Origin of the sequence: Microvirga ossetica (assembly GCF_002741015.1) — a bacterium.
GTDB classification, from domain to species: domain Bacteria; phylum Pseudomonadota; class Alphaproteobacteria; order Rhizobiales; family Beijerinckiaceae; genus Microvirga; species Microvirga ossetica.
The window spans coordinates 3529187-3554474 of record NZ_CP016616.1 but is presented as its reverse complement, the minus strand read 5'-3'; the positions used below and the strand labels follow the sequence as shown (position 1 = coordinate 3554474).

Below are 25288 nucleotides of genomic sequence, written 5' to 3'. Positions count from 1 at the left end.
CGTTCCGGCAAGAGACATCGATGGAACCTGCGCGCGGGGCCTTCGTCATCCGGACCGGACGGTCGAGCGATTTGTTTCTGCGCGAATGACGGTCTCGATATCGACCCACCGCTCGCGCAGGATTCTCTTGAAAGTTCCGTCTCAGTTCTGGAGTGCAACCCACATGTCGCGATCCCGCTCGGCAGTCCAGATCACGGGATGGTCGATGCCGGAGGCCTCGTCAAAGGCGCGCGAGACATTGAAGGGCAGGCAATGCTCGTAGATGGCGAATGAGCCGAACTTCGGATCCATCACCTCACGAGTCGCCGCAAATGTCTCCTTCAACGACCGCCCCTTCGCCACCGAAAGTTCCGCCGCGCCGTAGAGGCTCGTCACGAAGTCGCGGGTCATGGCGACGGCTTCGCGGACCTGGCGCTCGCCCTGCAGGGCATCGCCGCGGCCCGGCGCAATCGCCTTGGGCTGGAAGTCCATGATCGCATCGAGCGTCTGCGGCCATTCGCGTAAGTGAGCGTCACCGCAATAGCAGGCGGAGTGGTATTCCACGAGATCGCCGCTGAACATCACCTCCGCATCGGGCACCCAGGCGACGATGTCGCCTGCCGTGTGGCCGGCGCCGAGATGGAACAGCTTGACCTCGCGCTTTCCGAGAAACACCGACATGCCGCTCTCGAAGGTGAGCGTCGGCCAGGTCAATCCTTCCGGGATGCTGCTCTCGCCGCGGAACAGGCGCGGGAAACGGCCGATCTCGGACGCCTTGTCCTGCTCGCCGCGTTCGACGATGAGGTCGTAGGTGGCGTTGGAAGCGATGATGCCCTGTGCGTTGTAGGCCGAGGCGCCGAGCACGCGCACGGCGTGGTAGTGAGAGAGGACGACATACTTGATCGGCTTGTCAGTGATGGTGCGCACGCGGGCGATCACGTCTTCGGCCATGGCGGGGGTCGCCTGGGCATCGATGACCATGCAGCCGTCATCGCCGACGACGATGCCGGAATTGGGATCGCCCTCCGCCGTATAGGCATACAGATCCGGTCCGATCTCCGTGAACGACACCTTCTTGTCCGACATGTCGCCCGTCGAGGCAAACGATTTGGCGGTCATTGTCTGTTCTCCCGTCTAGCGCCCGGAGCCGGTCAAGCTCCGGACATTGTTGTCCGTGAATTGGAGTTGTTCCATGAGCGGTGCCCGCTTGGCGAGCCACGGCCCATGCTGAATCGGCCAGTCTCCGAAGCGAAGATCGTAGCCTAGGCTATGGGCCGCATGGTGCGCCCAATAGGGATCGTAGAGAGCCTGCCGCCCGACGGCGACCAGATCCGCTCTGCCTTCCTGCAGGATGGCTTCCGCCTGATGGCCGTCGAGGATGGCGCCGACAGATTGGGTCATGACGTCCGCCTCGCGGCGGATGCGTTCCGAGAAGGGAACCTGGAAGCCAAGCCCGCAAGGAACGTTCATGCTGCGCGTCTCGTCGGACAATCCTCTCGACAAGCAGTTGATCACGTATGTGGACCCCAATAGGTATAAAGCTTCATGCTTGTGCCTTATGCCGCTGGCAGGATCGGCGCCCGGCATTCGCCGAAGCCGATAGAAGCATAGCCCTGGCGGGTGCCGCGAGCCTTCAGGATGATCTCGTCACCATCCTCCAGAAAGCGCCGCTCCTCACCGGAGGCAAGCACGACCGGGTCCTTTCCACCCAAAGTCATCTCCAAGATGCTGCCGCAGCTCTCCTGATCGGGGCCGGAGATCGTTCCTGTGCCCAGGAGATCGCCGGGCTGAAGATTGCAGCCGTTGCTGGTACGATGCGCGATCATCTGGGCCACGGTCCAGTACATGTGCCGGGCATGGGACAGAGCGAGCCGATGCGGAGCCATCCGCTTCGCCTTCATGGCGGGGGTGAGAAGCAGAACCTCCAGCTCGAGATCGAGAGCGCCTTCGCTCTGATCGCCTGCATCGGTCAGGTAGGGCAGCGGCGCAGGATCGCTCTCGGGGCGCTGCGGCTGGGGGATGCGGAACGGCGCAAGCGCCTCCGGCGTGACGATCCACGCGGAAATCGTGCTCGCAAAGTTCTTGGAGAGGAACGGTCCGAGCGGCTGATACTCCCAGGCCTGGATGTCGCGTGCAGACCAGTCGTCGAGGAGGCAGAAGCCGCCAACATGATCTGCTGCCTCACCGATGCTGATCGGCTCCCCCTGAGCGTTGCCGGACCCGAACCAGACGCCGAGCTCCAGCTCATAGTCGAGCCGACGGCTCGGACCGAAGCCCGGGCTTTCGGCATCTGGCGGTTTCGTCTGGCCCTTCGGACGCCGCACCGGCGTCCCGGTGACATTGATTGACGAAGCGCGGCCATGATAGCCGATAGGAACGTGCTTGTAGTTCGACAGCAGCGGATTATCGGGACGGAACTGCTTGCCGACATTGGTGGCATGATGAATGCCGACATAGAAATCGGTGTAGTCGCCGATATGTGCTGGCAGGTGCAGCGTGCAGGCTTCCGCAGCATGCGGGCACGTCTCCACCTTGTCCCGATCGGGACTACCCTTTGCCAGCAATTCGGACAGCCTCAGCCGCAGAGCCCGCCGCGGTCCGGCACCGAGTGCCAGAAAGGCATTGAGCGCCGAACCGGAAGCAGCCTCGGCAGGCCTCGCCGCCTCGCCCGCAAAGAGGCCCGCAGCGAGAGCAGCTCCTAGGTCCAGAACCTGATCGCCGATGGCCACGCCGCCCCGCTTCCCGCCGGCACGGGGGCTGAAGACCCCGAGCGGCAGGTTCTGGATGGGAAAGTCCTGATGACCATTGGCCGACTGCACCCAGCTTTCGAGCTTCGGATCATGGGTTTGATCGATTTGAGCCATCGTCGCACTTATCTCTTATTCGGATTGAAGTGCTTTTTGAGCTTGTGTCCGTAGGAAGCGTAGTCCTTTTGCAGGGCGTTCGTCTGCGCGGCGAAGGCCGTTACCTTCTGTGGGAAGCGCGTCTCGAACATGAAGGCGAGCGTGCCCTCCAGCCGGTGCGGCTTCAGCTCCACGTTGCTGGCTTTCTCGAAGGCGTCCACATCCGGCCCATGCGGCAGCATGGTGTTGTGCAGCGACATTCCACCTGGCACGAAGCCTCCGCCTGTCTTGGCGTCGTAGACGCCGTAGATCAGCCCCATGAACTCGCTCATCACGTTCATGTGGTACCAGGGCGGGCGGAAGGTATTCTCGGCTACCAGCCAGCGGTCAGGGAAGATCACGAAGTCGATATTGGCGGTTCCGGGCGTCTCGGACGGCGAGGTCAGCACGGTAAAGATCGATGGGTCCGCATGATCGTACAGGATCGGCCCCACCGGGGAGTAACGCCGCAGGTCGTACTTGTAGGGTGCGTAATTGCCGTGCCAGGCGACGACATCGAGCGGCGAATGGTCCATCTCTGCCACCCAGAGCGTGCCGCCCCACTTCACGTACATCTTCGAGGGTGCGTCCCGGTCTTCGTAGGCGGCCACCGGCGTATGGAAATCACGCGGATTGGCGAGGCAGTTGGCCCCGATCGGTCCGCGCTCCGGCAAGGTGAAGGCACCGCCGTAATTCTCGCAGAGATAGCCGCGCGCCGGCCCATCCTTGAGCTCGACACGGATCTTCACCCCGCGGGGAATGACGGCAATCTCGCCCGGCTCGATGTCGATGATGCCGAACTCGGTCCACAAACGTAAGGCCCCCTGCTGCGGCACGAAAAGCAGTTCGCCGTCGGCATTGTAGAAGTACTCGTCCGCCATCGAACGGGTCACGAGATAGACATGCGAGCCCATGCCGGCCTGCGATCCGGCATCGCCCGCCGTGGTGATGGTGTGGATGCCTTCCAGAAACGAGACCGGCGTCTCCGGCAGCGGAATCGGGTCCCAGCGCATGGGAGCAAGCGGCACTTCGACTTCGACGGCAGGCGCTGTGCGCCAGAGGCCGATATCGGCCTTCTGGAACTGGCCCCAATGGGTCACAGTCGGGCGGATGCGGTAGAGCCAGGAGCGCTCGTTGGTGGTGCGCGGCGCGGTGAACGGCGAGCCGGAAAGCTGCTCGGCGTAAAGACCGTAGGCGCATTGCTGGGGCGAGTTGCGGCCGATGGGAAGCGCGCCGGGGAGCGCCTCGGTCTCGAAGCCGTTGCCGAAGCCCGACATATAGCCCGGCTTGATGGCGCTCTCGGCCCGATCAACGGCCTGGGTCGTCAGGGATGGATTCTGGACATTCATGGGCATGACCTCCATAATTGGTCACGAATGTAACTGTCGATTTTGTAACCAACAACATCATGGCCGATCTCGCGCTCGAAGCCTTCCTGCCCTACCGCCTGAACAGGATCGCGGCTGCGGTCTCCCAGGATTTCCGCTCCGTCTACGGTCCGCATCACGACCTCACCATCCCGGAATGGCGCGTTCTGGCGACGCTTGGCCAATCCGAGAAGATCAGCGCTAAGGAGATCGGACGGCACTCCTCCATGCACAAAACCAAGGTCAGCCGGGCCGTGAGAGCATTGGAGGAGCGGCGCTGGCTGACCCGCCGCGAGAGCGAGGAGGACCGGCGCGAGGAGATTCTGTCCCTGACTACGCAAGGCCGCAAGGTCTACAACGACATCGTGCCCAAGGCCCTAGCCTTCGAGAAGCAGATCCTCGACCGACTCGGGCCGGACGCCGCCCATCTCCTATCGGCCCTCAGCCGCCTCGAGACAATCTTCGAGGTTCGATAGGCATTTCCAGGCCTGATCGACGCACAGATACCACCGACCCTGCCGATGGCACATCAATGATACTTCGTTCCTGACAGACGATGCCAGGTGCCATTTGATGTGCGACAGCCAAAGGTCGTCAGCCTGGGCCAAGATCCGTTGAACTTGGATTCCTCCGCGCCGTTCAGCCCGGATGAAGAGGTGCGAACAATCATAGTCAGCGAGGCATATGGAACCTTAGCCTTAATCAGCCGTCATCTTCTCATCATGTGCGGGGCGGAGATCGGCCGATGTGCAGGGCAAGCTCGTCTGTGGTTGCTGTCATCGCTTTCCTTGCGACTCTGTCCGCTGCCACAGCAGCGGAGGTGCGGATCACGGTCGACAAGAATATCCAGCGCATGACCGTGACGGTCGACGGCATCGAGCGATATTCGTGGCCGGTCTCGACGGGCCTGGAAGACTATGCCACGCCGACCGGTGCCTTCATGCCCTCGCGGCTGGCAAGGCAGCATTATTCCCGCGAATGGGACAATGCGCCGATGCCGCATTCGATCTTTTTCACCGATGCCGGGCATGCCATCCATGGGAGCAACATCATTGGCCGGTTAGGCCAGCCGGCCTCCCATGGCTGCGTCCGCCTTGCACCGAGAAATGCCGAACTGCTCTTCAGGCTCGTTCTCGCGGAAGGGCTGGAGAACACGAGGATCGACATCACCGGCACCGACCCCATCGGAATAGCGCTCGGGGGCGAATCCGGAGCGCCGAAACGCTACAGCCGCCTGACCAGCTTCGATCCGCTGACGACGGGGATCATGGCCGGCGGCTCGGGACCGAGAGTCAGAGCGAGTGAGAATCCAAGCCTGTCCGAAAAACCTTCGTCGCCACCACAGACGCAGGCGCCGATGGCCGCCACAGGCGCACCGTGATAGATTGGCGGCGCAGGAACCGGCCCAGCTCTTCGCAGGCGAATTCGATATCGCGCGTCCTTGCAGGAGATCCCGATGACCAAGACAGTCACGTCTCTTTTCCACACTGACCAGCATGCGGCCTCTGCAGCGAAGCATCTGGAACAGGCGGGTATCCCGAAGGACGAGATCGACATCTGGTCGACACCGCACAATCTCCCTCCCCTTCTGGAGGATCTCGGCGTGTCGCGAACCGATGCCTATGCTTACGCGGAAGGCGTCATCCGCGGAGGATCGGTCGTCATCGTGCGGTGCGGCGATGCCGATGTCGGCAAGGCCGTCGCCATCCTGGACCAGGAAGGCGTGCTCGACCTGGACGAGCAGCGGGAATCCTGGCGCTCGGAGGGATGGCTCGACAGCGAAGCGGCGGAAGAGGAGGAAACGCTCATGCAGCCGGCCTCCTCAGGTCCAAAGGATGCTCTCGGACACGGTCGGGTAAGAATCCAGCCCCGCAATATGGATCGCCCCGCAAAGTCATAGAATGGCAGGCGCCGTACGTTCCATCGATGCCTGACGCAGACTCGAACTCTGCCGGGGCTGGAGCATCGGCCGATCTTTCTGCTACACGACCTTGCTTCATATGCCGCGACTCCGCTTCGGCGGACGGCTTCGGAGGGAGGGTAGAATGACATCGAAGCCCTGTATTGTCCTGGGCGCCCCGGTTCAGGAGGGCGCAGGCCGGCTCGGCTGCGATATGGGTCCGAGCGCCTTTCGCACCGCCGGTCTGCTGACCGAGCTGCGCAGCCTCGGCTATGAAGTGGAGGATCGGGGCAACATCGTCCCCAAGCCGCGCAAGGATCTTCGGCACCCCAACGCCGCCGTCAGGGCTCTGCCGGAGACGGTCGCCTGGACCGAAGCCATCGCGGAGGCAGCCTATGACGCCAGCGGTGACGGCATCCCGATCTTCATCGGAGGCGATCACAGCCTTTCGGCCGGCTCGATGACCGGCCTTGCCCGCCGCGCCGCGGAGGACAATCGCGAGCTGTTCGTTCTGTGGCTCGATTCGCATCCGGACTTCCACACCCTCGCGACGACGACGAGCGGCAACCTGCACGGGGTGCCCATGGCCTATGCCACGGGCCTCGATGGCTTCGAGGGCTATTTTCCGGCGCTTGCCGCGGCGCTCAAGCCGCAGAACGTGTGCATGATGGGCATCCGCAGCGTCGATCCTGCGGAGCGCGCCGCGCTGAAGAACGCAGGCGTGACGATCCACGACATGAGAGCCATCGACGAGAACGGGGTCGTGTCGCTTCTCAACGCATTCCTGAAGCGGGTCGCGGACGCGGACGGCATCCTGCATGTCAGCTTCGACGTCGATTTTCTCGATCCCGCCATCGCGCCGGGCGTCGGCACCACCGTTCCCGGCGGCGCGACGTTCCGGGAGGCGCATCTCATCATGGAAATCCTCCACGACAGCGGCCTCGTGACAAGCCTCGATCTGGTCGAGCTCAATCCGTTTCTCGATGAGCGCGGCCGCACGGCGCTGCTCATGGTCGACCTCGTCGCCAGCCTCATGGGGCGACGCGTTCTCGACCGCCCGACCCAGAGCTTCAGCCATACGCCGAAGATGGGCTGACGTCAGAGCAGAAAACCGGATCCAGTTTTCACTGACGTGGCCCTTCGGGTCGCTGACGCGGCCCACTGGGTCCGCACGATGCGCTAGGCGGCCGCCTCGATCACGAGCTCGAACGTGACGCAGACGGGATTGTCGCCGCGCAGCAGTTCGCCGGAATGGATGCCGCCGTCCATGTCGACGACATCGATGACGAGCTTGGAGTGCGGCCGGCCGTCGATGTTCGACACGCGGCCGCTTTGGATCAGGACCTCGGTCGCATACGAGTCAACCTTGCTGCCATCGGCAAAGCGCACGCCGTTCAGGCTTCCGATGCCGTAGACATTGGCCGCAGCCAAGCCCTGCCTCCGGCAGATCTCCTCGATGGCAAGATCGATATCCTCGTTGGGACGCACCTTGGCGAGCAGCATCCGAGGCCCCGCGGTTCCATGGCCATCCCGAGCGGTCGGAACCGGCTCGAAGAGGGTAAAATTCGTCTCTGCATCCGGCATCGCCTCGAAGGTGGCATCGGTGAAGCCGATGCCTGTGACCTCGATCGGTTCGGCCACAATCGTCAAAGGAGCGAGCATATGTCCCGCCCTTAGTCCGTCGGCCGTATGCCAGAGGCCGTGACAATGCAGAAAGGTCTTTCCCTCGCGAATGCCGACGATGGCGCAGGCGCGCGTCACGTCGACGGGCCCTGCCGGCTCATAGGTCTCGCTATACCAGGCGGCGTAGCGCGGATCGGCGGACGCCGCCGGCATCACATAGCGAAAAGGCTCGCATCGGCCACCCCGGAACGTCACGAAGCCGCCGATGCAGCCTGCAGCCCTCATGCCCTCGGCAACTGCCTCGTCCACCATGCGGCCGGGCTGCAGCACGAAGCGCAGTGGAACGCCGGAGCCTGCGACCGCAGCGACGCGCTCCGGTGCAGGCGGGCCTGGATGTTGAATGCGTCTCATGAAGCGCTCGATCCGTTAGCGGAACTCGGAGACCGCGCAGCTCTGTCCGCCGTCCACGGGGAGGCAGATTCCGGTGATGAACTGCGCCTCGTCGGATGCGAGGAACACCGCGGCATTGGCGACATCCCAGGCCGTTCCCATGCGCCCGACCGGCACCGCCGCGTTGCGGGCCGCCACCATCTCCTCCACCGACGCATATTGCCCGGAGATCTGGCGGTAGATCAGCGGCGTGTCGATGAGGCCGGGCATGATGCAATTCGCCCTTATGCCTTGGCGGGCATATTGCATGGCGAGCGCCACCGTGGCCTGGTTCACGGCCGCCTTGGTGGCGTAATAGGCGAAATAGGGATAGCCGGTCCAACGGATCGCGGCCAGCGACGAGATATTGACGATGGCGCCCCCGCCCTGCCGCAGCATGTGCGGAATGACGGCCTTCGCCGTGCGGTAGACGGGACCGAGATTGAGCTTCACTGCGGCCTCGAACTGCTCATCGGTCAGCTCGACCGGGCCGCCCATATGGGTCACGCCCACATTGTTGTGCAAAATATCGATGCTGCCGAAATGCGCGATTGCCTGCGCGACCGCCGCTTCGACGGAGGCATTATCGGTGACGTCCGCCGCGACCGCGATCGCCTGTCCACTTTCGTTCGCGATGATGGCGGCGGTTTCCTCCGCCGTTTCGCGCACGAGATCGACGCAGACTACCCGCGCGCCCTCGCGCGCATAGGCCACCGCCGCCGCCTTGCCGTTACCCCAACCGGGTCCTGAGGAACCGGCTCCGAACACGATGGCCGTTCTTCCCTTCAGACGGTCGACCATGACTGTCTCCAGCGCCGCAATCCGGCGCGTGTTTCTGGCGATTGATGGGAAGCCGATCAGCTCAGGCTGCTGCCCACGGACTTCTCGAGGATCGCCCAGGCTTCGTCGCCGTACTTCTTCTTCCACTCGGCATAGAAGCCGGCCTTGCGCAGCGTCTCGCGGAAGAGAGCCGGATCCGGGTCGTTGAACTGCATGCCCTTGGTGGTGAGCTCGCCTTTGACGGTCGCATTGAGCTTCGCCACATCGGCGCGCTCCTCGACGGCCGAGGCATTGAGGTGCTTCGCCACGACGGCGCGCAGATCCTCCGGCAGGCGCTCCCAGGCGCGGCGGTTGGCCAGGAACCAGAAGCCGTCCCACATGTGGTTGGTCATGGAGACGAATTTCTGCACTTCGAACAGCTTCGCGGTGGAGACGATCGCCAGCGGATTCTCCTGGCCGTCGACCACCTTGGTCTGCAGCGCGGTATAGACCTCGGCGAAGTTGATGCTGGCCGGCGCCGAGCCGAAGGCGCTGAACATCGAGGTCCAGAGTGGGCTCACCGGCACGCGGATCTTGAAGCCTTTCAGATCGTCGGGCGTTTGGATCGGCTTGTTGGAGCTGGTGATCTGGCGGAAGCCGTTGTCCCAGATCTTGTCCATCACGACGAGGTTGGCTTTGGTGATCTGACCGCGCACATAGGCGCCGAGCTCGCCGTCCATCGCCTTCCAGACCGTGTCGTAGTTCGGGAAGGCGAAGCCGATGCCGCTGATCGATGCGTTCGGCACGAGGGTGGAGAGGATCAGAGGCGAGAGCGTGAAGAACTCCACCCCGCCGGACCTGACCTGGCTCAACATGTCGGTGTCGGAGCCGAGCTGGTTGTTGGGAAAGATCTGGATCTCGACCCGTCCGTTCGTCTCCTGCTTGATCTTGTCAGCCGCCTCTTTCGCACGCAGGTTCATCGGATGCGTGACCGGAAGGTTGTTGGCGTATTTGTAGGTGAACTCGGCCGATTGGGCGCGGGCTCCGAACGTGCTGACCATCGCGACAGAGGCAGTGCCCTGCAGCAGGGTGCGGCGTGAGATCGTCATGTCTTCTCTCCCTTGTGGCTGTTTTGGTGGACGGTTTTGAAGGTGGGCTCCGGTGTCACAGGACGGCAGTGGAGATTCCCGGGATCGCGGCGATCAGCACGAGGCCGACGAGCAGTGCCAGGATGTAGGGCCAGATGGCCCCCATGGCTTCGTCCGGCGAGACGTTGCCGATCTTGCAGGCGATATAGAATCCGATGCCGATGGGCGGCGTCATCAGGCCGATGTTCATCGCCGTCACGACGACCATGGAATAATGGATATCGTTGATGCCGAGATTCTTCGCGATGGGAAACATCAGCGGCGCCATCAGCACGATGGCCGGCAGGCCCTCGAGCACGCAGCCGAGAAGCAGGAAGACCACGATGGTCACTGCCATGAAGATGATCCAGCCGCCGGGCAGGCTCGCCATGAAGGTTGCGAGCTGCTGCGCGAAGCCGGTCTGGGTCAGCGCCCAGGCCATGGCAAGCGCCGTGCCGAGGATCAGCAGGATCGCGCCGGAGAGCGCCGCCGTTTCGACGAGCATCTGATAGAACTTGCGCGGCCCGATGCCGCCATACAGGAAGATGCCGATGATGAGCGCGTAAAGAACCGCGATGGTCGACACCTCCGTCGCGGTCGCGACGCCGCCGCCGACCGCGCTGCGGATGATGAAGGGCAGCACCAAAGCGGGCGCTGCGATCAGCATCGTCTGCCCGATGACCTTGAGCGGGGCGCGGCGCACGTTGCCGAGATGCTCGCCGGCGGCCTTGATCCGCGCCAGGACGGCCAGAACCGCGAGCAGCACCATGGCGACCACGAAGCCGCTCGTGAACAGGCCGGCGATGGAGACGCCGGCGACGGAGCCGAGCACGATCAGGACGATGCTCGGCGGAACCGTATCGGCCATCGCCGCACCGGTCGCGAGCAGCGCGATCATCTCGCGCGGCTGGTGCCCGCGCCGCTTCATCTCCGGAAACAGGGCCGGGGCGACGGTCGCCATGTCCGACACCTTGGAGCCGGAAATGCCCGAGACCAGGAAGAGCGAGCCGAGCAGCACGTAGGACATGCCGGCGCGCACGTGGCCGAGGAGCGAGGCGAGGAAGTCGACGATGGCCTTGCCCATGCCGGTCGCATCGAGGATGCAGCCGAGAAAGACGAAGATCGGAACCGACAGAAGAATGATGCTCGACATGCCCTCATCCATGCGGCCGATCATCACGAAGATCGGAACGCGGGTGCTGAAGGCGAGGAAGGCGAGCGTGCCGATGCCGAAGCAGAAGGCGATCGGGACGCCCATGACGAGGCATAGCGCCACGACACCGACGAGGAAGATGAGAATGTTGATGTTGCCGAGCCGCAGCAGCGCGGGCGACAGAAGCCAGAACGCTCCGGCAAGGGCGGCGACGAGCACGACGGACAAGACGAGGTCGCGCAGGGTCGATGTCTTCACCGCCTGCGCCACGATGAAGCTCAGCATGGCGAAGATGCCGAACGCGATGGCAGCGACACGGAAGCTGTTGGGGATGTTGAGGGCGGCGGAGGTGACGTACCATTCCTCTTCCACATATTCGACGGCCGGCTGCAGCATGACGAGCAGGAACGTCGCGGTCAGGACAAGGCCGAGGGTCTGGATGAAGCCCTGGGTTCTCCGGGGGAACATCCCGAGAAACAGTGTCAGCTTGAGATGCTCGTTCCGATCGATGGCGATGGCGGCGCCGAGCATGGCGAGCCAGAGGAATGAGATCGAGGCGGCCTCGTCGATCCAGACGACCGGATAGGAGAAGACATAGCGCGAAGCGACGCCGACCAGAAGCAGGACGATGATGACGCAGAGAAGCAGCGCCGACACCACCTCGAGCGGCCGGACCAGCAGGGAACCGACGCGATGAGTCACCGCCTCTTCGGCATCCGGCAGTGGGGCGATCGTGTCGCTGACGGCAGCCATGTTGCTCTCCCTATCTCAATTCACGCTGCCGCGTTCCAGGGCCGCGCATGGCTCAGGGACGACCGGTTGCGAATCCCGCGCGGTACCTCGCACTCCGACTGGGCAAGCGAACGGATGCCTCCGCTGCCGTGATTGAGAGGGCTCATTCGGGTTCCCTCGGCCTTCATTGTGCGTCCTTCCCGTTTTCGCGGCAATCGCAATGAATGCGATTGGATAGGTCCATTGTATGGATCTTTATTTCCTAACGGCTGGCGAAAAGATACACTTCTTGCAAGCCATTGCAACATGAGTCGAAGCAATTTAGCCTGCGACTGAAGTTCGAGCGTGGAATTTTTAGGTCCACATTATGGATCATCGACGGACCAGCACGATGGATGATGCTCCCCTAGCGACCGGCGATCTGTCAGGATCCCAAAGCGTCGACCGCGCCCTGCGCCTGCTGGCGCTGGTCGGGCGCGAGGCAGAGGGCGGCGCCAAGCTGAGCGACATCGTCGAGGACAGCGGCCTCAACAAGCCGACGGCGCGGCGGCTGCTGCTCGCCCTGATGCGCGCGGGACTCGTCGAGCAGGAGGCGCGCACGCGGCGTTATTACCTGGGCGAAGAGGCCTATGTTCTCGGCACGCTCGCCTCGCGGCGCCACGGCCTGCTCGAACTCTCGCTCGAAAGCCTGCGCAACCTGTCCGAGGTCACCATGGATACGAGCTTCGTATCCGTGAAGCGTGGCAACTACGCCATCTGCCTTCATCGCGAGGAGGGCACCTATCCCGTTCGCACCCACGCGCTGCAGGCCGGCAACCAGCATCCGCTCGGGATCGGAGCCGGTTCCCTCGCCATGCTGTCCGCCCTCAGCGATGACGAGGTGGAGCGCGTGCTTGCGGCGAACCGGAAGGCTCTGGAGACGCAATATGCCTTTTACCCCGAGGCGCAGATCCGGGAGGATGTGGCGAAGACGCGCGAGCGCGGCTACGCCCTCAATCCCGGTCGCATCGTCGCCGGCTCCTGGGGGCTCGGCACCGCGGTCATGTTTCCTGACGGCCGGGTGGCGGGTGCGCTCAGCATCGCGGCGATCGATATTCGCATGAACGCCGAGCGGCAGCCCGAACTCGCTCGGCACATGAAGGTCGAAGTGGAGCGCATCGAAGGCAAGCTCCGCACGATGTTCCTCTAACAATCGCGATCCTGGAACGAAGCACATGACCGACAGCTCCTCCCCTCCTCCCGGCAGCATCAGGCGCGAATCGAACCGGGTGATGAACCTGTCGCATTTCCTACGGCAGGCGGCGCGCCGGCATGCGGACGAGATCGGCTTCGTCTGGGGCGATCGCAACTGGACATGGTCGGATCTCGACCGGCGCGTCGATGCGATGGCGGCAGCGCTTGCCGCAAAGGGGATCCGAAAGGGAGACCGCGTGCTGGTGCAGTCCAAGAACTGCAACCAGATGTTCGAATCGATGTTCGCCTGCTTCCGGCTCGGCGCCGTCTGGGTGCCGACGAACTTCCGCCAGACGCCGGACGAGGTCGCCTATCTGGCGCAGGCGAGCGGCGCGTCCGGCATGATCTGCCACAGCGACTTTCCCGAGCACGCCGCGACCGTGCGGCAGGCAGCACCGGCGATCCGCTTCGTGATCTCCATCGGGCGCTCGAGTTTCGGCGAAGACTACGACGCGCTTGTGGAGGACCACATGTCCCAGCCCGTTACCGTGGCGGGCGTGGAGCACGACGATCCGTGCTGGTTCTTCTTCACCTCCGGCACGACCGGGCGCCCGAAGGCCGCCGTGCTCACCCATGGCCAGATGGACTTCGTGATCACGAACCATCTCTGCGACCTGATGCCCGGCACGACCCATGCGGATGCCTCGCTGGTGGTCGCCCCGCTCTCGCATGGGGCGGGGGTCCATCAGCTCGTGCAGGTGGCGCGCGCCGTGAAGACGATCCTTTTGTCGAGCGACCGCTTCGATATCGACGAGGCCTGGACATTGGTGGAGCGCTGGCGCGTGACGAACCTGTTCACGGTGCCGACGATCGTCAAGCTGCTGACCGAGCACCCCTCCGTCGACGCGCACGACCATTCCTCCCTACGCTATGTCATCTATGCCGGCGCTCCCATGTACCGGGAGGATCAGAAACACGCGCTCAAGACGCTCGGAAAGGTGCTGGTGCAGTATTTCGGCCTCGGCGAGGTGACGGGCAACATCACCGTGCTGCCGCCGGCGCTCCATGAGCCCGAGGATGGACCACACGTGAAGGTCGGAACCTGCGGCTACGAGCGGACGGGCATGCAGGTTTCGATTCAGGACGATCAGGGGCGCGAGGTGGCGCCCGGTGCGACGGGCGAGATCTGCGTCTGCGGCCCCGCCGTCTTTGCCGGCTACTACGACAACCCCGAAGCCAACCGGAAGGCGTTTCGCGACGGCTGGTTCCGAACCGGCGATCTCGGCCACGTGGACGCGCAAGGCTTCCTCTACATCACCGGACGCGCCTCCGACATGTACATCTCGGGCGGCTCGAACATCTATCCGCGCGAGATCGAGGAGAAGATCCTCACCCATCCCGCCATCGCCGAGGTGGCAGTGCTGGGCGTGCCCGACCGGACCTGGGGCGAAGTCGGGGTTGCAGTCTGCGCGCTGCGACCTGAGGCGGCGCTCGACGAGCGCGAACTCCTCGCCTGGCTCGAGAGCAGGATCGCCCGCTACAAGCTGCCGAAGAGGGTCTTCTTCTGGGATGCCCTGCCGAAATCGGCCTATGGAAAGATCACCAAGAAGACGATCCGGGAGGAGCTTGAGGCGAAAGGATGCCTCCCTCTCGAACGGCCCGTCGAGCCGTCCGCCCAATAGCTTTATGCCTTCCCGACAGCGGAGAAACGCCATGTCGACGCAGGAAACCGTATTCGTCACCGGCGGAGCCTCGGGCATCGGCCTCGCCATCGTCGAGGCCGTGCTTGAAAATGGCTGGCGCGCCATGGTCGTCGACCGTGACGAGCGAAGCCTCGCCCAATGCCGGGAAGCGCTCAAAGCCTCGGGCGAGCTCGTCCGCTTCGTGCAGCTCGACATCGCGGACGAGGCGGCCGTCGTGCAGGCGGTCGAGCGCTGCGAGGCCGAGTTCGGCCCGATCACCGGCCTCGTCAACTCCGCCGGCATCGCGCGTGACCAGTTCTGCCTCGACACCGGTGCCAATGATTTTCGCCGCATTCTCGACGTCAATGTCGTCGGCAGCTTCGTGGTCTCCCGCGAGATCGCCAAGCGCATGCGCGAGCGCGGACGCGGGTCCATCGTCAACATCGCATCGGTCTCCGGCATTCGCGGCAATGTGGGCCGCGTCGCCTACGGCGCATCGAAGGGCGCCGTCATCATGATGACCCAGGTGATGGCCGTGGAGCTTGCGGAGTCGGGGATCCGGGTCAACGCGGTTGCGCCGGGGCCGATCGAGACCCCGCTCGTCAAGGAAGTGCACACCGACGAGATCCGGGCCGAGTGGCTCTCCCGGGTTCCCCAAAAGCGCTACGGCAAGCCGTCGGAGATCGCCAGCATGGCGGTCTTTCTGCTCGATCACGCGAAGGCCGGCTTCGTGACCGGGCAGACCATGTGCGTGGATGGCGGCTTCACGGCTGCTGGCCTCATGGGCCGATAGACGCCGTCACTGCCGACGGGCGGAATTTCCCTGCGGCTTCTGGATTGTCGCCGCCGGGAGGCAATATTCAACAGGGCCGATGATCCTGCGGTGGCATCCCACCCACCGAGCGAAGCGTGAGGAGATCGAGCCATGAAGGCGCTGGTGCTGGAGCGCAAAGACGAGCTCGCCTTGAGGGACTTTCCCGTCGAGGACGAGCTCGGGCCCAGGGATGTTCGCGTTGCCCTTCGCACGATCGGCGTCTGCGGCAGCGACGTGCACTACTACACCCACGGTGCCATCGGCCCGTTCGTGGTCCGGGAGCCGATGATCCTCGGCCACGAGGCGGCAGGCGAGATCGTCGAGGTCGGCTCGGATGTGACCGCGCTGAAGCCCGGCGACAGGGTTTGCATGGAGCCCGGCATTCCCGATCCGGCGAGCCGGGCAACGCGGCTCGGGAAATACAATCTCGATCCGGCCGTTCGCTTCTGGGCGACGCCGCCCGTGCATGGCGTGCTGCGGCCGAGCGTCGTCCATCCGGCCGACTTCACCTTCAAGCTGCCCGATCACGTGAGCTATGCCGAGGGCGCGATGGTGGAGCCCCTGGCGGTCGGTGTGCATGCGGCCACCAAGGTCCAGGTGCAGCCCGGCGATATCGCGGTGGTCATCGGCGCCGGGCCGATCGGGATGGTGACGATTTTGGCGGCCCTCGCCGCCGGATGCGCACGGGTCATCGTCAGCGACGTCCATGAGCCGAAGCTGGAGCTTGCGAGCAAGCTCGGTGCCGTCCTTCCCGTCAATGTCAGGAGCCAGAACCTTCAGGAAGTCGTCGGGCGCGAAACCGACGGATGGGGCGCCGACGTGCTGTTCGAATGCTCAGGCTATGGGCCTGCCATGGCCGAGATGTTCGATCTCGTCTGCCCCGGTGGAAAGGTCGCCCTGGTCGGTATTCCCCTCGAGCCCTTCGCCTATGACGTGAGCAAGGCGCAGGTGAAGGAGGTCAGAGTCGAAAACGTCTTCCGCTATGCTCATGTCTATCCGCGCGCCGTCGCGATGATCGCCTCGGGCAAGATCGACGTGAAGCCGCTGATCACGGACCGCTTCGCCTTCGAGGACAGCATTGCGGCTTTCGACTTCGCCAAGGCGATGCCGCCGAGCTCGGTCAAGGTGCAGATAGACATGCCCGCCTGAGCGGATGGCCCATAAAGCTGTGACGGCTGTTTCCTTTCCCGTTATGGGGAGGAATTGAGGGTTGGGGTGTGAGCGATAACCTGTGAAAACACGGCACTGGCCCACCTCTCCTTGAGGGAGAGGTCGCGCCGGACGCGCGAGAGAGGGGTTACACCTTATCCGGATGAACCTGTGCCCCCTCACCCTCGCTGCGCTCGACCTCTCCCCACCGGGGAGAGGTGAAGCTGCGGCAACCTCTCGGTTAGCAGGACAAGCGTGCGCTCACATCTCCAACTCCTCGCCACAAGGGGGAGGAGAGCCTATAGGCGCTGCTCTTCCTTTTATGAGCCAGATTTCTGAGCGCGGTCACAAACGCTCGCCGTTCAGATAGCGCTGCAGCGTTGCCCGCGTGCCATGCCGCCACAGGCTGTTCAGGGCGACCTCGAAATGCGCGCGGAACGGCCGCGCATCGGCGACATCGCCGAAGATGTCGCGCAGGCCCAGGAACTTGGCCGGATCGTCCTTCGCCGCCAGCGCCAGGGGCACGAGCCGGGCCGCATTCGGATCGTCGAGCCGCACCACGTCGCCCGTATCGGTGGTGCCGGCGCAATAGCGGCACCACAAAGCGGATTCGAGCGCCAGCCCCGTCACGTCGCCGCCGGCCTTCAGCCGGTCGCGGGTCGAGGGCAGGATGAATTTCGGCTGCCGGTTGGAGCCGTCCTGCGCAAGGCGCGGAATGGTGTCGCCCACATCCGGATTGGCGAAGCGCTGCGCGATGGTGCCGTAATACGCCTTAAGGTCGACGCCCGGCACCGGCGGCACATGCGGGATGATCTCCTCCGCCTCCAGCTTGTCGAGGAAGCCCCGCACCAGCGGATCGGCCATGGCATCGTGCACGAAGTGGATGCCCATCAGCGCGGCGGGATAGGCGATCGCCGCATGGCCGCCGTTGAGAATGCGCAGCTTCATCAATTCGAAGGCTGCGACCTCCGATGTGAAGGTGACGCCCACATCCTCCAGCGCCGGGCGCCCGGTGGGGAAGTTGTCTTCGAGCACCCATTGCCGGAACGGCTCGCAGAAGACCGGCCAGTTGTCGCGGATCCCGAAGCGTTCCTCGAGCATGCTGCGCTCGCGGTCCGTGGTCGCCGGCGTGATGCGGTCGACCATGCTGTTCGGGAACGCCACCTTCTCGCGAATGAAGGCGGCGAGCGCCGGATCGGTGAGCTCGGCGAGCCCCGCCACCGCATCCATCGCCACGCGCCCGTTATGGGGGATGTTGTCGCACGACATCACGGTGAAGGGCGCAGCACCCCGGTCGCGGCGGCGCTTCAGGGCCGCGACTAGCGCGCCGAACACGCCCTTCGGCCTGTCGGGATGGGCGGCATCGTGGCGGATGTCCGGATGCTCGGGATTGAAGGATCCGGTCGCGGGATCGATGCAGTAGCCGCCCTCGGTCACGGTCAGCGACACGATGCGCAGCGCTGCATCGTCGAGCGCATCGACAATGGGGGCGGCATCCTCGCCGACCGGGACGAAGCCGGTCATGGCGCCCGTCACCCGGGCGGAATTCGCACCGGGCTCCAGCTCCACCACGGTGGTGAGCCAGTCCTGCGGCTCAAGAGCGCTGCGCATGGCCTGATCGCCCGCGCGCACGCCCGCCCCGAGCAGCGCCCAGTCGAGATGCCTGCCCCGGTTGAACAGGTCGTCGAGATAGACCGCCTGATGGGCGCGGTGAAAATTGCCGACGCCGATATGCAGGATGCCGGCGCGCAGGGCATCGCGGGCGTAGTTCGGCCGTGCGATCGTGGACGGAAGGGCGGTAAGGGCTGAAAGATTGAGAGGCTGGCTCATGACACCTTAAACCTGATTGGCATGGGAAGTGCGTGCGCGAGAAACAGGCTGGCCTGCATCCTTCCTGTCGGCGCGGCCCATCAAGATATCGACGGCTTTGTCGGCGATGGCAAGCACGGGCGCATTGGTGTTGCCGCTGGTGATCGTCGGCATGATGGAGGCGTCGACGATCCTTAAGCCCTCGATGCCGCGCACCTTGAGGTCCGGCGTGACGACGGCGTCGCGATCGGTCTCGCGGCCCATCCTGCAGGTGCCGACGGGATGATAGTTCGTCTTGACGGTGCGTCGGCAATGCGCCGCGAGTGCCTCGTCCGACATGACATCCGGTCCCGGGAAGATCTCCCTGTCGACCATGCCCCGCACCGGGCTCGTCGCCAGAACCTCCCGGGCATAGCGCAGACCCGCGACGGTCAGGCGCAGATCCTCCGGGTCGCCGAAGAATTGCGGATCGACCTGGGGCGCTGCGAGCGGATCGGCCGATGCAAGGCGCACTGAGCCTCGCGCCTTCGGCCGCAGGAGGCAGGGATTCAGCGTCACGCCATGGGTCGGCTCGACGCCTGAGACATCGCGGTCGAGATAGACCGTCGGCACGCAATAGAGCTGCAGCGTCGGCCGTGCGTTTCCATCGGGATCGATGAAGGCGCAGGCCTCTACGCCGGTCGTGGTGACGGCGCCCGACTTGAACAGCATGTATTGGAGGCCGTGGCCCACCATGGCGAAGCCGCGATCCTGACCGAAATAGCCGAAAGCCCCTGTCGTGCTCGCGACGATCGGGACCTCGTGATGATCCTGCAGGTTTTGCCCCACGCCAGGCAGATCGGCCTGGACGGCGATGCCATGCTGCGAGAGCACGCCGGCGGGGCCGATGCCCGAGAGCATCATGAGCTTCGGCGTCATGTAGGTGCCAGCCGCGACGATCACCTCGGAATCGGCGTGAAAGGTTTCCGCGCCGGACGGACCTTTCACCTCCACGCCCGTCGCCCGCCCGTTCTCGATGCGGATGCGTGTCGCCACGGTGTCGGCGACGATGGTCAGCTTCAGGTTGGACAGGACGGGGCGAAGGAAGGCGTCGACGGTGCTGCAGCGGCGGCGCGCCTCCCAATCGATCGTGTGCTGCATGAAGCCGACGCCGGCCTGGCGGGCGCCGTTGAAATCAGCGTTGTAGGGAACGCCCTTCTCCTGCAGCGCCTGCACGAAGGCGCGGCTCATCGCGGAGTGTTGCCCGAGATGCGAAACCTTCAAAGGGCCGCGCACGCCATGATAAGGCTTGCCGAGATGATCGTTTCCCTCCTGCCGGATGAAATGCGGCAGGAGGCCCTCGTAGCTCCAGCCGGCACCACCCAGCGCCTCGTCCCAGGAATCGTAATCCTCCGCGTGCCCGCGAATATAGACCATGGCGTTCACGGCGCTGCCGCCGCCCAGCACCTTGGCCTGCGGCACGATGGGCGAGCGCCCCTCGAGCTGCGGCTGCGGCACCACCTTGTGCATCGTCAGGTAGGTGTCGCGGGCGAGAAACTTCATGTAGCCCGCAGGCATCGCCAGGATGCGGCTGACTTTGCGCGGTCCCGCCTCGATCAACAGAACCCTTGCGTCATGCTCGGCGACGAGGCGGCTGGCAACGACGCAGCCGGCGCTTCCGCCGCCGACGATGATGTAGTCGAAACGCTGCGAGGCCATGGCCAGCCTCCGGGGCGCTCAGCTCGCCTTGCGCGTCGGCAGCCGGCGCAGGTTCGCCAGAGGATGGCGCTGAAGGCGCTCGACCGACAGTCCCTCGGCGTCGAACAGATGGCAGGTCGAGGGATCGAGCTTGATGGCGACGCGCTCGTGCACGCCGGTCGGAATCTCGCCGTCTGTCTGGACGATCACCATCTCCCCATCCTCAAGCTGCGTATAGAGGAACGTCTCGCCACCGAGCCTTTCCACAACCTTGACCTCGCCGGTGACTTCGCCCTCCGCCCCCAGCCGCATATGCTCCGGCCGAACGCCCAGCGTGACCGACTCGCCGACCTTCTGGTGGCCGGCGCGAACGGGGACGACCAGCGTAGCCCCGCTGGCCAGTTGAACGGTGGTGCCCGCCTCGTCGATTCCCGTCACCTTGGCCGGCAGAAAGTTCATCTTGGGGCTGCCGATGAATCCCGCCACGAACAGGTTGCGTGGATGATGATACAATTCGAGCGGCGTGCCGGCCTGCTCGATGATTCCCCCCTGCAGCACCACGATCTTGTCGGCCATGGTCATGGCCTCGACCTGATCGTGGGTCACGTAGATCATCGTTGCCGCCAGTTCGTCATGCAGCCGGGCCAATTCGATGCGCATCTGCACGCGCAACGCGGCATCGAGGTTCGAGAGCGGCTCGTCGAAGAGGAAGACCTTGGGCTTGCGCACGATCGCCCGCCCGATCGCCACGCGCTGCCTCTGACCGCCGGAGAGTTCCTTGGGCTTGCGGTCGAGGAATGCATCGAGATGCAGGATGCGCGCGGCCTCGGCGACCTTGGCGCGGCGCTCTTCCTTCGAGGCGCCAGCGAGACGGAGCGAGAAGCCCATGTTGTCCGCAACCGACATGTGCGGATAAAGGGCGTAGGATTGGAACACCATCGCCAGCCCGCGCTCGGAGGGCGGAACGTCGTTCACCCGCTGCCCGTCGATCATGAGATCGCCCGCGCTGATCTCCTCGAGGCCGGCGATCATTCGCAGGAGCGTGGACTTGCCGCATCCGGACGGTCCGACGAACACACAGAACTCACGGTCGTCGATGGACAGATCGACGCCTTTGATCACCTGGACGGCGCCGTAATCCTTCTGGATTCCCTTGAGGGTTACCGTTGCCATTGCATCCTCCGCTTACTTGACGGCGCCGAAGGTCAGGCCGCGCACAAGCTGGCGCTGGCTCATCCAGCCGAAAACGAGAATCGGCGCGATTGCAATCGTCGAGGCGGCCGAGAGCTTGGCCCAGAACAATCCCTCGGGCGCAGAGAACGAGGCGATGAAGGTCGTCAACGGGGCCGCCTGCGATGTGGTGAGGTTGAGGCTCCAGAACGCTTCGTTCCAACACAGGATGATCGACAGGAGAGCCGTGGATGCGATGCCGGGCAGAGACAGTGGCATCAGGAGCATCCAGACTTCCTGCTTGGGCTTGGCACCGTCCATGCGGCCCGCCTCGAGGATGTCCTTCGGCACCTCCTTGAAGAAGGTGTAGAGCATCCACACCACGATGGGCAGATTCATGAGCGTGTAGACCACGATAAGACCCCAGCGTGTGTCGATCGCGCCCGTATCGCGGAACAGCAGGTAGATCGGGATCAGGACGCCGACCGCCGGCATCATCTTGGTCGAGAGCATCCAGAGCAGGATATCCTTCGTCCGCTTCCCGGGGAAGAAGGCCATGGCATAGGCCGCCGGCACGGCGATCAGCGTTGCCAGGAATGTGGCGCCGACGGAGATGATGATGCTGTTGAGGGCGAAATGAACGTAGTCGGCGCGCTCGCGCACGGTGATGTAGTTCTCGAGGGTCGGCGTAAAGAACAGTTTGGGTGGCGTCGCAATCGCCTCGACCTCGGTCTTGAAGCTCGTCAGGATCATCCAGAAGATCGGAAAGAAGATCACGCCGGCGGCCAGCCATCCGACCAGGGTGTAGATGAGTTTATCGCGTGTCTTGGGATGCATGGCTTGGCCCTCAATCGGCGATGTTCTTGGCGATCGAACGGACCAGGAAGATCGCGACGATATTCGCCAGGATGACCGCGATCACGCCCGCAGCGGAGGCCCCGCCCACGTCGTATTCGCGAAGCGCCCGCAGATAGATCAGGAAAGCCAGGTTGGTGGAGGCCAGTCCCGGACCGCCCGAGGTGGTGACGTAGATTTCCGCAAAGACCGAGAGCAGGAAGATCGTCTCGATCATGATCACCACGCTGATCGCGCGGCCGAGATGCGGCAGGATGATGAAGAAGAACATCGCGAACGGCCCGGCGCCGTCCATGCGAGCCGCTTCCTTCTGCTCGCTGTCGAGGGATTGGATGGCGGTCAGCAGGATCAGCAGGGCGAAAGGCAGCCACTGCCAGGCGACGATGATGATCACCGATGTCAGCGGGAAGGCGCCGAAGAAGTCGATGGCCGGCAGCCCGAGGGAGCGAGCGAAGAACGCGAACAATCCGTTGACCGGATGCATCAGCATATTCTTCCACACCAAGGCGCTGACGGTGGGCATGACGAAGAACGGCGCGATGGCCAGCAACCTCGCGATGCTTCGCCCGTAGAATTCCTGATCGAACAGGACGGCGAGCAATGTGCCGAAACCCACCGTGATCACCAGGACCCAAAACACCAGGAAGAGCGTATTGGCCATGGCCGTCCAGAGGGACGGATCGGTGAGGAGAAAGGTGTAGTTCTCGAACCCGGCGAAACCGCTGACGGACGGATCGAGCAGATTGTAGTATTGGAACGAGAACCACAGCGTCATCGCCAGCGGCACGATCATCCACAAGAACAGGACGATTACCGACGGAGCGATCAGCGGCAGGGTTTTGACGTTGCGCTGACTTCGCTTGCCGGCGGAAGCCGAGCCGCTGGGGAGTGTTGCAGTGGTGGTGGTGCCAGCCATGTCCTTGACTCGCGTCTGGAGTGAGCAGCCGGCAGGCGCTCAGTACGCCTGCCGACGATTGGCCGTCAGCTCACTTCGGATATCCAGCCTGCTTCATGGTGCGCTCGGTCGAGCGTTGCGCGCTGTCGAGCGCCTGGTCGACCGTCGATTGGCCGGCAAGGGCAGCGGCGATCTGCTGGCCGACCACCGTTCCGATTCCCTGGAACTCGGGAATGGCCACGTACTGGATGCCGATATAGGGCACGGGATCCTTGGTCGGCTTGGTCAGGTCGGCATTGGCGATCGAGTCGTAGACGACCTTCGCGAACGGTGCGGCCTTCTGGTACTCGGGATTGTCATAAGTCGACTTGCGCGTCCCGGGAGGAGCAGACACCCATCCGGCCTCGTTGCCCACGAGGGTGATGTAGTCCTTCGAGGTGGCCCATTTCACGAAAGACTTGGCTGCATCGGCCTTCTTCGTGGAGGCCGGGATCCCTAACGACCATGCCCAGAACCAGCCCGAGCCGTTGCTCGTCACCTGCACCGGCGCCGGGGCGAAAGCCGTCTTGTCGGCAACCTGGCTTTCCTTCGGGTTGTAGATGTAGCCGGCCGCCGAAGTGGCATCGACCCACATGGCGCAGTGCCCGGTCGCGAACAGGGCGCGGTTCTCGTTGTGCCCATTGGCGGTGGCTCCCGGAGGGCCGTATTCCCGCATGTTCTTGACGTAGTAGGTGATCGCGTTCTTCCACGGTTCCGTGGTGAGCTGCGGTTCCCATTTCTCGTTGAACCAGCGTCCGCCGAAGGCATTCACCATCGGGCCGACGAACGCCATGTTCTCGCCCCAGCCGGGCTTGCCGCGCTGGCAGAAGCCGTACTGCTCCTTGGACTTGTCCGTGAGCTTGGCGGCATATTCTGCGATCTGATCGTAGGTCGGCTTGTCCGCCATCTTGATGCCGGCCTGATCGAACAGGTCCTTCCGGTAGAAGGTGAACGAGCTCTCCGCATAGAACGGCACGGCATAGAGCTTGCCGTTGTAGGACAGGCCGTTCTTCACCGATGGGATGATGTCGGCGTAATCATAGTCGGCACCGAGATCGTCGACGGGCAGCAGCCAGTTCTGCTTGCCCCAGATCGGAGCCTCGTAGGAGCCGATCGTGATGATGTCGAACTGTCCGCCTTTCGTGGCGATGTCCGTCGTCGCGCGTTGGCGAAGGACATTCTCTTCCAGCACGACCCAGTTCAACTTGTTGCCGGTCGCCTGTTCCCATTTCGGCGACAGACGCTGCATGATGATCATGTCGGCGTTGTTCACCGTAGCGATCGTTAAGGTTTGGCCCTGAGCAAAGACCGGGCCTGCGCCCGCTGTAAACACGACGGCCGAAAGTAGGGCAACATTCCTGAAGCGCATAGTTTCCTCCAGCACATGTAATTGACTTTTATTGTTGTTGTAGCTGCTTACACGACCACCTTTTCTCACAACCGTGGCCGGATTTACTTCTAAATGGAACATTTACGTAAAATGTCTTCCGATCCTACCATCCCCTTAAGAAAACCTGCGTCTCGCCAAGAGAGGTATTGCTGAATCGCGCAGGCTTTCTAATTAATGCCACCTTGCCATCATGGGCGCCTATGTTGGTGAATCTCTGACAGGGGTCAGGCTAGCCGGATCCTCCTCCCGTCAGAAGCATGGCAATCCGTTCTAAGGTTGAAGCCTAAGATCACGGTGTGGCAGTTCTTGAGCCGAGAATGCTTTGGCCGAAGCGTGATTTTCGACCTCCGGGTTCATCCTGTCAGCCGCAGCGGACACCCGTCACGATGCCGGCGCGGTCGACTTCGATATTTAACCGGTCCGGGCTCAACTCCATCGTATAGGCACCGCCCGGCTCGATCTTGCGGACCTCGCGAGCCTCGGCCGCCTGTCGGGCTTTGTCGGCAAGTTCCATGGAATAGGGCTGTCCGACGATGGACTGAGTTTGGCCGGCCACGCAGCGTGCCGGTGTCGGATCGGTGGCCGGCTGCGCGAAACCATATCCGGGGACGACGAGTGGTAGGGCCAAGGCCATGAGGCCGGGCAATCGGCAGGCGAGGATGAGGGCGTAACGAACCTGCACGA

Annotated in this window: 23 protein-coding genes; 8 read left to right on the top strand and 15 right to left on the bottom strand. The window is 63.7% G+C overall.

Features of this window, described 5'->3' with window-relative positions:
• Positions 1-141: 141 nt before the first annotated feature.
• From BB934_RS16805 to hmgA, 4 genes are all read right to left on the bottom strand, one after another.
• A complete protein-coding gene (locus tag BB934_RS16805; protein ID WP_099510668.1) occupies positions 142-1098 on the bottom strand; it encodes an MBL fold metallo-hydrolase in 957 nt (318 codons plus the stop codon).
• A gap of 15 nt (positions 1099-1113) precedes the next feature.
• Complete coding sequence (locus BB934_RS16800; RefSeq protein ID WP_237049992.1) at positions 1114-1449, bottom strand: oxidoreductase; 336 nt, start codon at positions 1447-1449, stop codon at positions 1114-1116.
• Positions 1450-1535: 86 nt separating this feature from the next.
• Positions 1536-2843: a fumarylacetoacetase gene (gene fahA / locus BB934_RS16795; protein ID WP_099510667.1), complete on the bottom strand. Its 1308-nt coding sequence runs from the start codon at positions 2841-2843 to the stop codon at positions 1536-1538.
• 8 nt (positions 2844-2851) lie between these two features.
• Positions 2852-4210: a homogentisate 1,2-dioxygenase gene (gene hmgA, locus BB934_RS16790; RefSeq protein WP_099510666.1), complete on the bottom strand. Its 1359-nt coding sequence runs from the start codon at positions 4208-4210 to the stop codon at positions 2852-2854.
• Positions 4211-4227: 17 nt separating this feature from the next.
• Between hmgA and BB934_RS16785 the strand changes: the two genes are divergently transcribed.
• The 4 genes from BB934_RS16785 (at position 4228) to rocF (ending at position 7224) form a co-directional block, all read left to right on the top strand.
• Complete coding sequence (locus BB934_RS16785; RefSeq protein WP_335645572.1) at positions 4228-4704, top strand: MarR family winged helix-turn-helix transcriptional regulator; 477 nt, start codon at positions 4228-4230, stop codon at positions 4702-4704.
• A 269-nt stretch (positions 4705-4973) separates the two neighbouring features.
• The gene (locus tag BB934_RS16780) at positions 4974-5609 is read left to right on the top strand and encodes a L,D-transpeptidase (RefSeq protein WP_099510665.1); all 636 of its coding nucleotides are present in this window, start codon (positions 4974-4976) and stop codon (positions 5607-5609) included.
• A 75-nt stretch (positions 5610-5684) separates the two neighbouring features.
• Complete coding sequence (locus tag BB934_RS16775) at positions 5685-6128, top strand: hypothetical protein (protein WP_099510664.1); 444 nt, start codon at positions 5685-5687, stop codon at positions 6126-6128.
• A 145-nt stretch (positions 6129-6273) separates the two neighbouring features.
• Positions 6274-7224 (top strand): arginase, encoded by a 951-nt coding sequence (rocF, locus tag BB934_RS16770; protein ID WP_099510663.1) that lies wholly within the window; start codon positions 6274-6276, stop codon positions 7222-7224.
• A gap of 83 nt (positions 7225-7307) precedes the next feature.
• Here rocF and BB934_RS16765 read toward each other — a convergent pair whose 3' ends face one another.
• The 4 genes from BB934_RS16765 to BB934_RS16750 are packed head-to-tail and all read right to left on the bottom strand — an operon-like array spanning position 7308 to position 11972.
• Positions 7308-8162 (bottom strand): PCC domain-containing protein, encoded by an 855-nt coding sequence (locus tag BB934_RS16765; RefSeq protein ID WP_099510662.1) that lies wholly within the window; start codon positions 8160-8162, stop codon positions 7308-7310.
• Between the two features lie 15 nt (positions 8163-8177).
• Positions 8178-8981: an SDR family NAD(P)-dependent oxidoreductase gene (locus BB934_RS16760; protein ID WP_099510661.1), complete on the bottom strand. Its 804-nt coding sequence runs from the start codon at positions 8979-8981 to the stop codon at positions 8178-8180.
• A 56-nt stretch (positions 8982-9037) separates the two neighbouring features.
• Positions 9038-10048 carry a TRAP transporter substrate-binding protein gene (locus BB934_RS16755; protein WP_099510660.1) on the bottom strand — a complete coding sequence of 337 codons (1011 nt, stop codon included), beginning with the start codon at positions 10046-10048 and terminating at the stop codon, positions 9038-9040.
• Positions 10049-10103: 55 nt separating this feature from the next.
• Complete coding sequence (locus BB934_RS16750) at positions 10104-11972, bottom strand: TRAP transporter large permease (protein ID WP_099510659.1); 1869 nt, start codon at positions 11970-11972, stop codon at positions 10104-10106.
• Positions 11973-12342: 370 nt separating this feature from the next.
• Here BB934_RS16750 and BB934_RS16745 point away from each other — a divergent pair, with 370 nt between their 5' ends.
• The 4 genes from BB934_RS16745 to BB934_RS16730 all read left to right on the top strand — a co-directional run bounded on the left by BB934_RS16745 (position 12343) and on the right by BB934_RS16730 (position 16769).
• Entirely contained in the window at positions 12343-13140 is a 798-nt protein-coding gene (locus BB934_RS16745; RefSeq protein WP_099510658.1) for an IclR family transcriptional regulator, read from the top strand.
• 25 nt (positions 13141-13165) lie between these two features.
• Complete coding sequence (locus BB934_RS16740) at positions 13166-14806, top strand: acyl-CoA synthetase (RefSeq protein WP_099510657.1); 1641 nt, start codon at positions 13166-13168, stop codon at positions 14804-14806.
• A 31-nt stretch (positions 14807-14837) separates the two neighbouring features.
• Entirely contained in the window at positions 14838-15599 is a 762-nt protein-coding gene (locus BB934_RS16735; protein WP_099510656.1) for an SDR family NAD(P)-dependent oxidoreductase, read from the top strand.
• Between the two features lie 132 nt (positions 15600-15731).
• Positions 15732-16769, top strand: coding sequence for an NAD(P)-dependent alcohol dehydrogenase (locus tag BB934_RS16730; protein WP_099510655.1), 1038 nt, complete (start codon positions 15732-15734; stop codon positions 16767-16769).
• Between the two features lie 345 nt (positions 16770-17114).
• On the opposite strand, the gene BB934_RS16725 is transcribed toward BB934_RS16730, so the two are convergent.
• The 7 genes from BB934_RS16725 to BB934_RS16695 form a co-directional block, all read right to left on the bottom strand.
• Complete coding sequence (locus tag BB934_RS16725) at positions 17115-18599, bottom strand: mannitol dehydrogenase family protein (protein WP_099510654.1); 1485 nt, start codon at positions 18597-18599, stop codon at positions 17115-17117.
• A gap of 6 nt (positions 18600-18605) precedes the next feature.
• Positions 18606-20276 carry a GMC family oxidoreductase gene (locus BB934_RS16720; RefSeq protein ID WP_099510653.1) on the bottom strand — a complete coding sequence of 557 codons (1671 nt, stop codon included), beginning with the start codon at positions 20274-20276 and terminating at the stop codon, positions 18606-18608.
• 18 nt (positions 20277-20294) lie between these two features.
• A complete protein-coding gene (locus BB934_RS16715; RefSeq protein ID WP_099510652.1) occupies positions 20295-21428 on the bottom strand; it encodes an ABC transporter ATP-binding protein in 1134 nt (377 codons plus the stop codon).
• Between the two features lie 12 nt (positions 21429-21440).
• Complete coding sequence (locus tag BB934_RS16710; protein ID WP_099510651.1) at positions 21441-22262, bottom strand: carbohydrate ABC transporter permease; 822 nt, start codon at positions 22260-22262, stop codon at positions 21441-21443.
• Positions 22263-22272: 10 nt separating this feature from the next.
• Positions 22273-23196, bottom strand: coding sequence for a carbohydrate ABC transporter permease (locus BB934_RS16705; protein ID WP_173909462.1), 924 nt, complete (start codon positions 23194-23196; stop codon positions 22273-22275).
• A gap of 70 nt (positions 23197-23266) precedes the next feature.
• Positions 23267-24583 carry an ABC transporter substrate-binding protein gene (locus BB934_RS16700; protein ID WP_099510650.1) on the bottom strand — a complete coding sequence of 439 codons (1317 nt, stop codon included), beginning with the start codon at positions 24581-24583 and terminating at the stop codon, positions 23267-23269.
• Positions 24584-24965: 382 nt separating this feature from the next.
• On the bottom strand, positions 24966-25286 hold the full coding sequence (locus tag BB934_RS16695; RefSeq protein WP_099510649.1) for an I78 family peptidase inhibitor: 321 nt from the start codon (positions 25284-25286) through the stop codon (positions 24966-24968).
• Between the last annotated feature and the right edge of the window lie 2 nt (positions 25287-25288).

Coding starts and splice junctions, on each gene's coding strand:
- BB934_RS16805 (WP_099510668.1), bottom strand. CDS start 1,098: ATGACCGCCAAATCGTTTGCCTCGACGGGCGACATGTCGGACAAGAAG.
- BB934_RS16800 (WP_237049992.1), bottom strand. CDS start 1,449: ATGAACGTTCCTTGCGGGCTTGGCTTCCAGGTTCCCTTCTCGGAACGC.
- fahA (WP_099510667.1), bottom strand. CDS start 2,843: ATGGCTCAAATCGATCAAACCCATGATCCGAAGCTCGAAAGCTGGGTG.
- hmgA (WP_099510666.1), bottom strand. CDS start 4,210: ATGAATGTCCAGAATCCATCCCTGACGACCCAGGCCGTTGATCGGGCC.
- BB934_RS16780 (WP_099510665.1), top strand. CDS start 4,974: ATGTGCAGGGCAAGCTCGTCTGTGGTTGCTGTCATCGCTTTCCTTGCG.
- BB934_RS16775 (WP_099510664.1), top strand. CDS start 5,685: ATGACCAAGACAGTCACGTCTCTTTTCCACACTGACCAGCATGCGGCC.
- rocF (WP_099510663.1), top strand. CDS start 6,274: ATGACATCGAAGCCCTGTATTGTCCTGGGCGCCCCGGTTCAGGAGGGC.
- BB934_RS16765 (WP_099510662.1), bottom strand. CDS start 8,162: ATGAGACGCATTCAACATCCAGGCCCGCCTGCACCGGAGCGCGTCGCT.
- BB934_RS16760 (WP_099510661.1), bottom strand. CDS start 8,981: ATGGTCGACCGTCTGAAGGGAAGAACGGCCATCGTGTTCGGAGCCGGT.
- BB934_RS16755 (WP_099510660.1), bottom strand. CDS start 10,048: ATGACGATCTCACGCCGCACCCTGCTGCAGGGCACTGCCTCTGTCGCG.
- BB934_RS16750 (WP_099510659.1), bottom strand. CDS start 11,972: ATGGCTGCCGTCAGCGACACGATCGCCCCACTGCCGGATGCCGAAGAG.
- BB934_RS16745 (WP_099510658.1), top strand. CDS start 12,343: ATGGATGATGCTCCCCTAGCGACCGGCGATCTGTCAGGATCCCAAAGC.
- BB934_RS16740 (WP_099510657.1), top strand. CDS start 13,166: ATGACCGACAGCTCCTCCCCTCCTCCCGGCAGCATCAGGCGCGAATCG.
- BB934_RS16735 (WP_099510656.1), top strand. CDS start 14,838: ATGTCGACGCAGGAAACCGTATTCGTCACCGGCGGAGCCTCGGGCATC.
- BB934_RS16730 (WP_099510655.1), top strand. CDS start 15,732: ATGAAGGCGCTGGTGCTGGAGCGCAAAGACGAGCTCGCCTTGAGGGAC.
- BB934_RS16725 (WP_099510654.1), bottom strand. CDS start 18,599: ATGAGCCAGCCTCTCAATCTTTCAGCCCTTACCGCCCTTCCGTCCACG.
- BB934_RS16720 (WP_099510653.1), bottom strand. CDS start 20,276: ATGGCCTCGCAGCGTTTCGACTACATCATCGTCGGCGGCGGAAGCGCC.
- BB934_RS16715 (WP_099510652.1), bottom strand. CDS start 21,428: ATGGCAACGGTAACCCTCAAGGGAATCCAGAAGGATTACGGCGCCGTC.
- BB934_RS16710 (WP_099510651.1), bottom strand. CDS start 22,262: ATGCATCCCAAGACACGCGATAAACTCATCTACACCCTGGTCGGATGG.
- BB934_RS16705 (WP_173909462.1), bottom strand. CDS start 23,196: ATGGCTGGCACCACCACCACTGCAACACTCCCCAGCGGCTCGGCTTCC.
- BB934_RS16700 (WP_099510650.1), bottom strand. CDS start 24,583: ATGCGCTTCAGGAATGTTGCCCTACTTTCGGCCGTCGTGTTTACAGCG.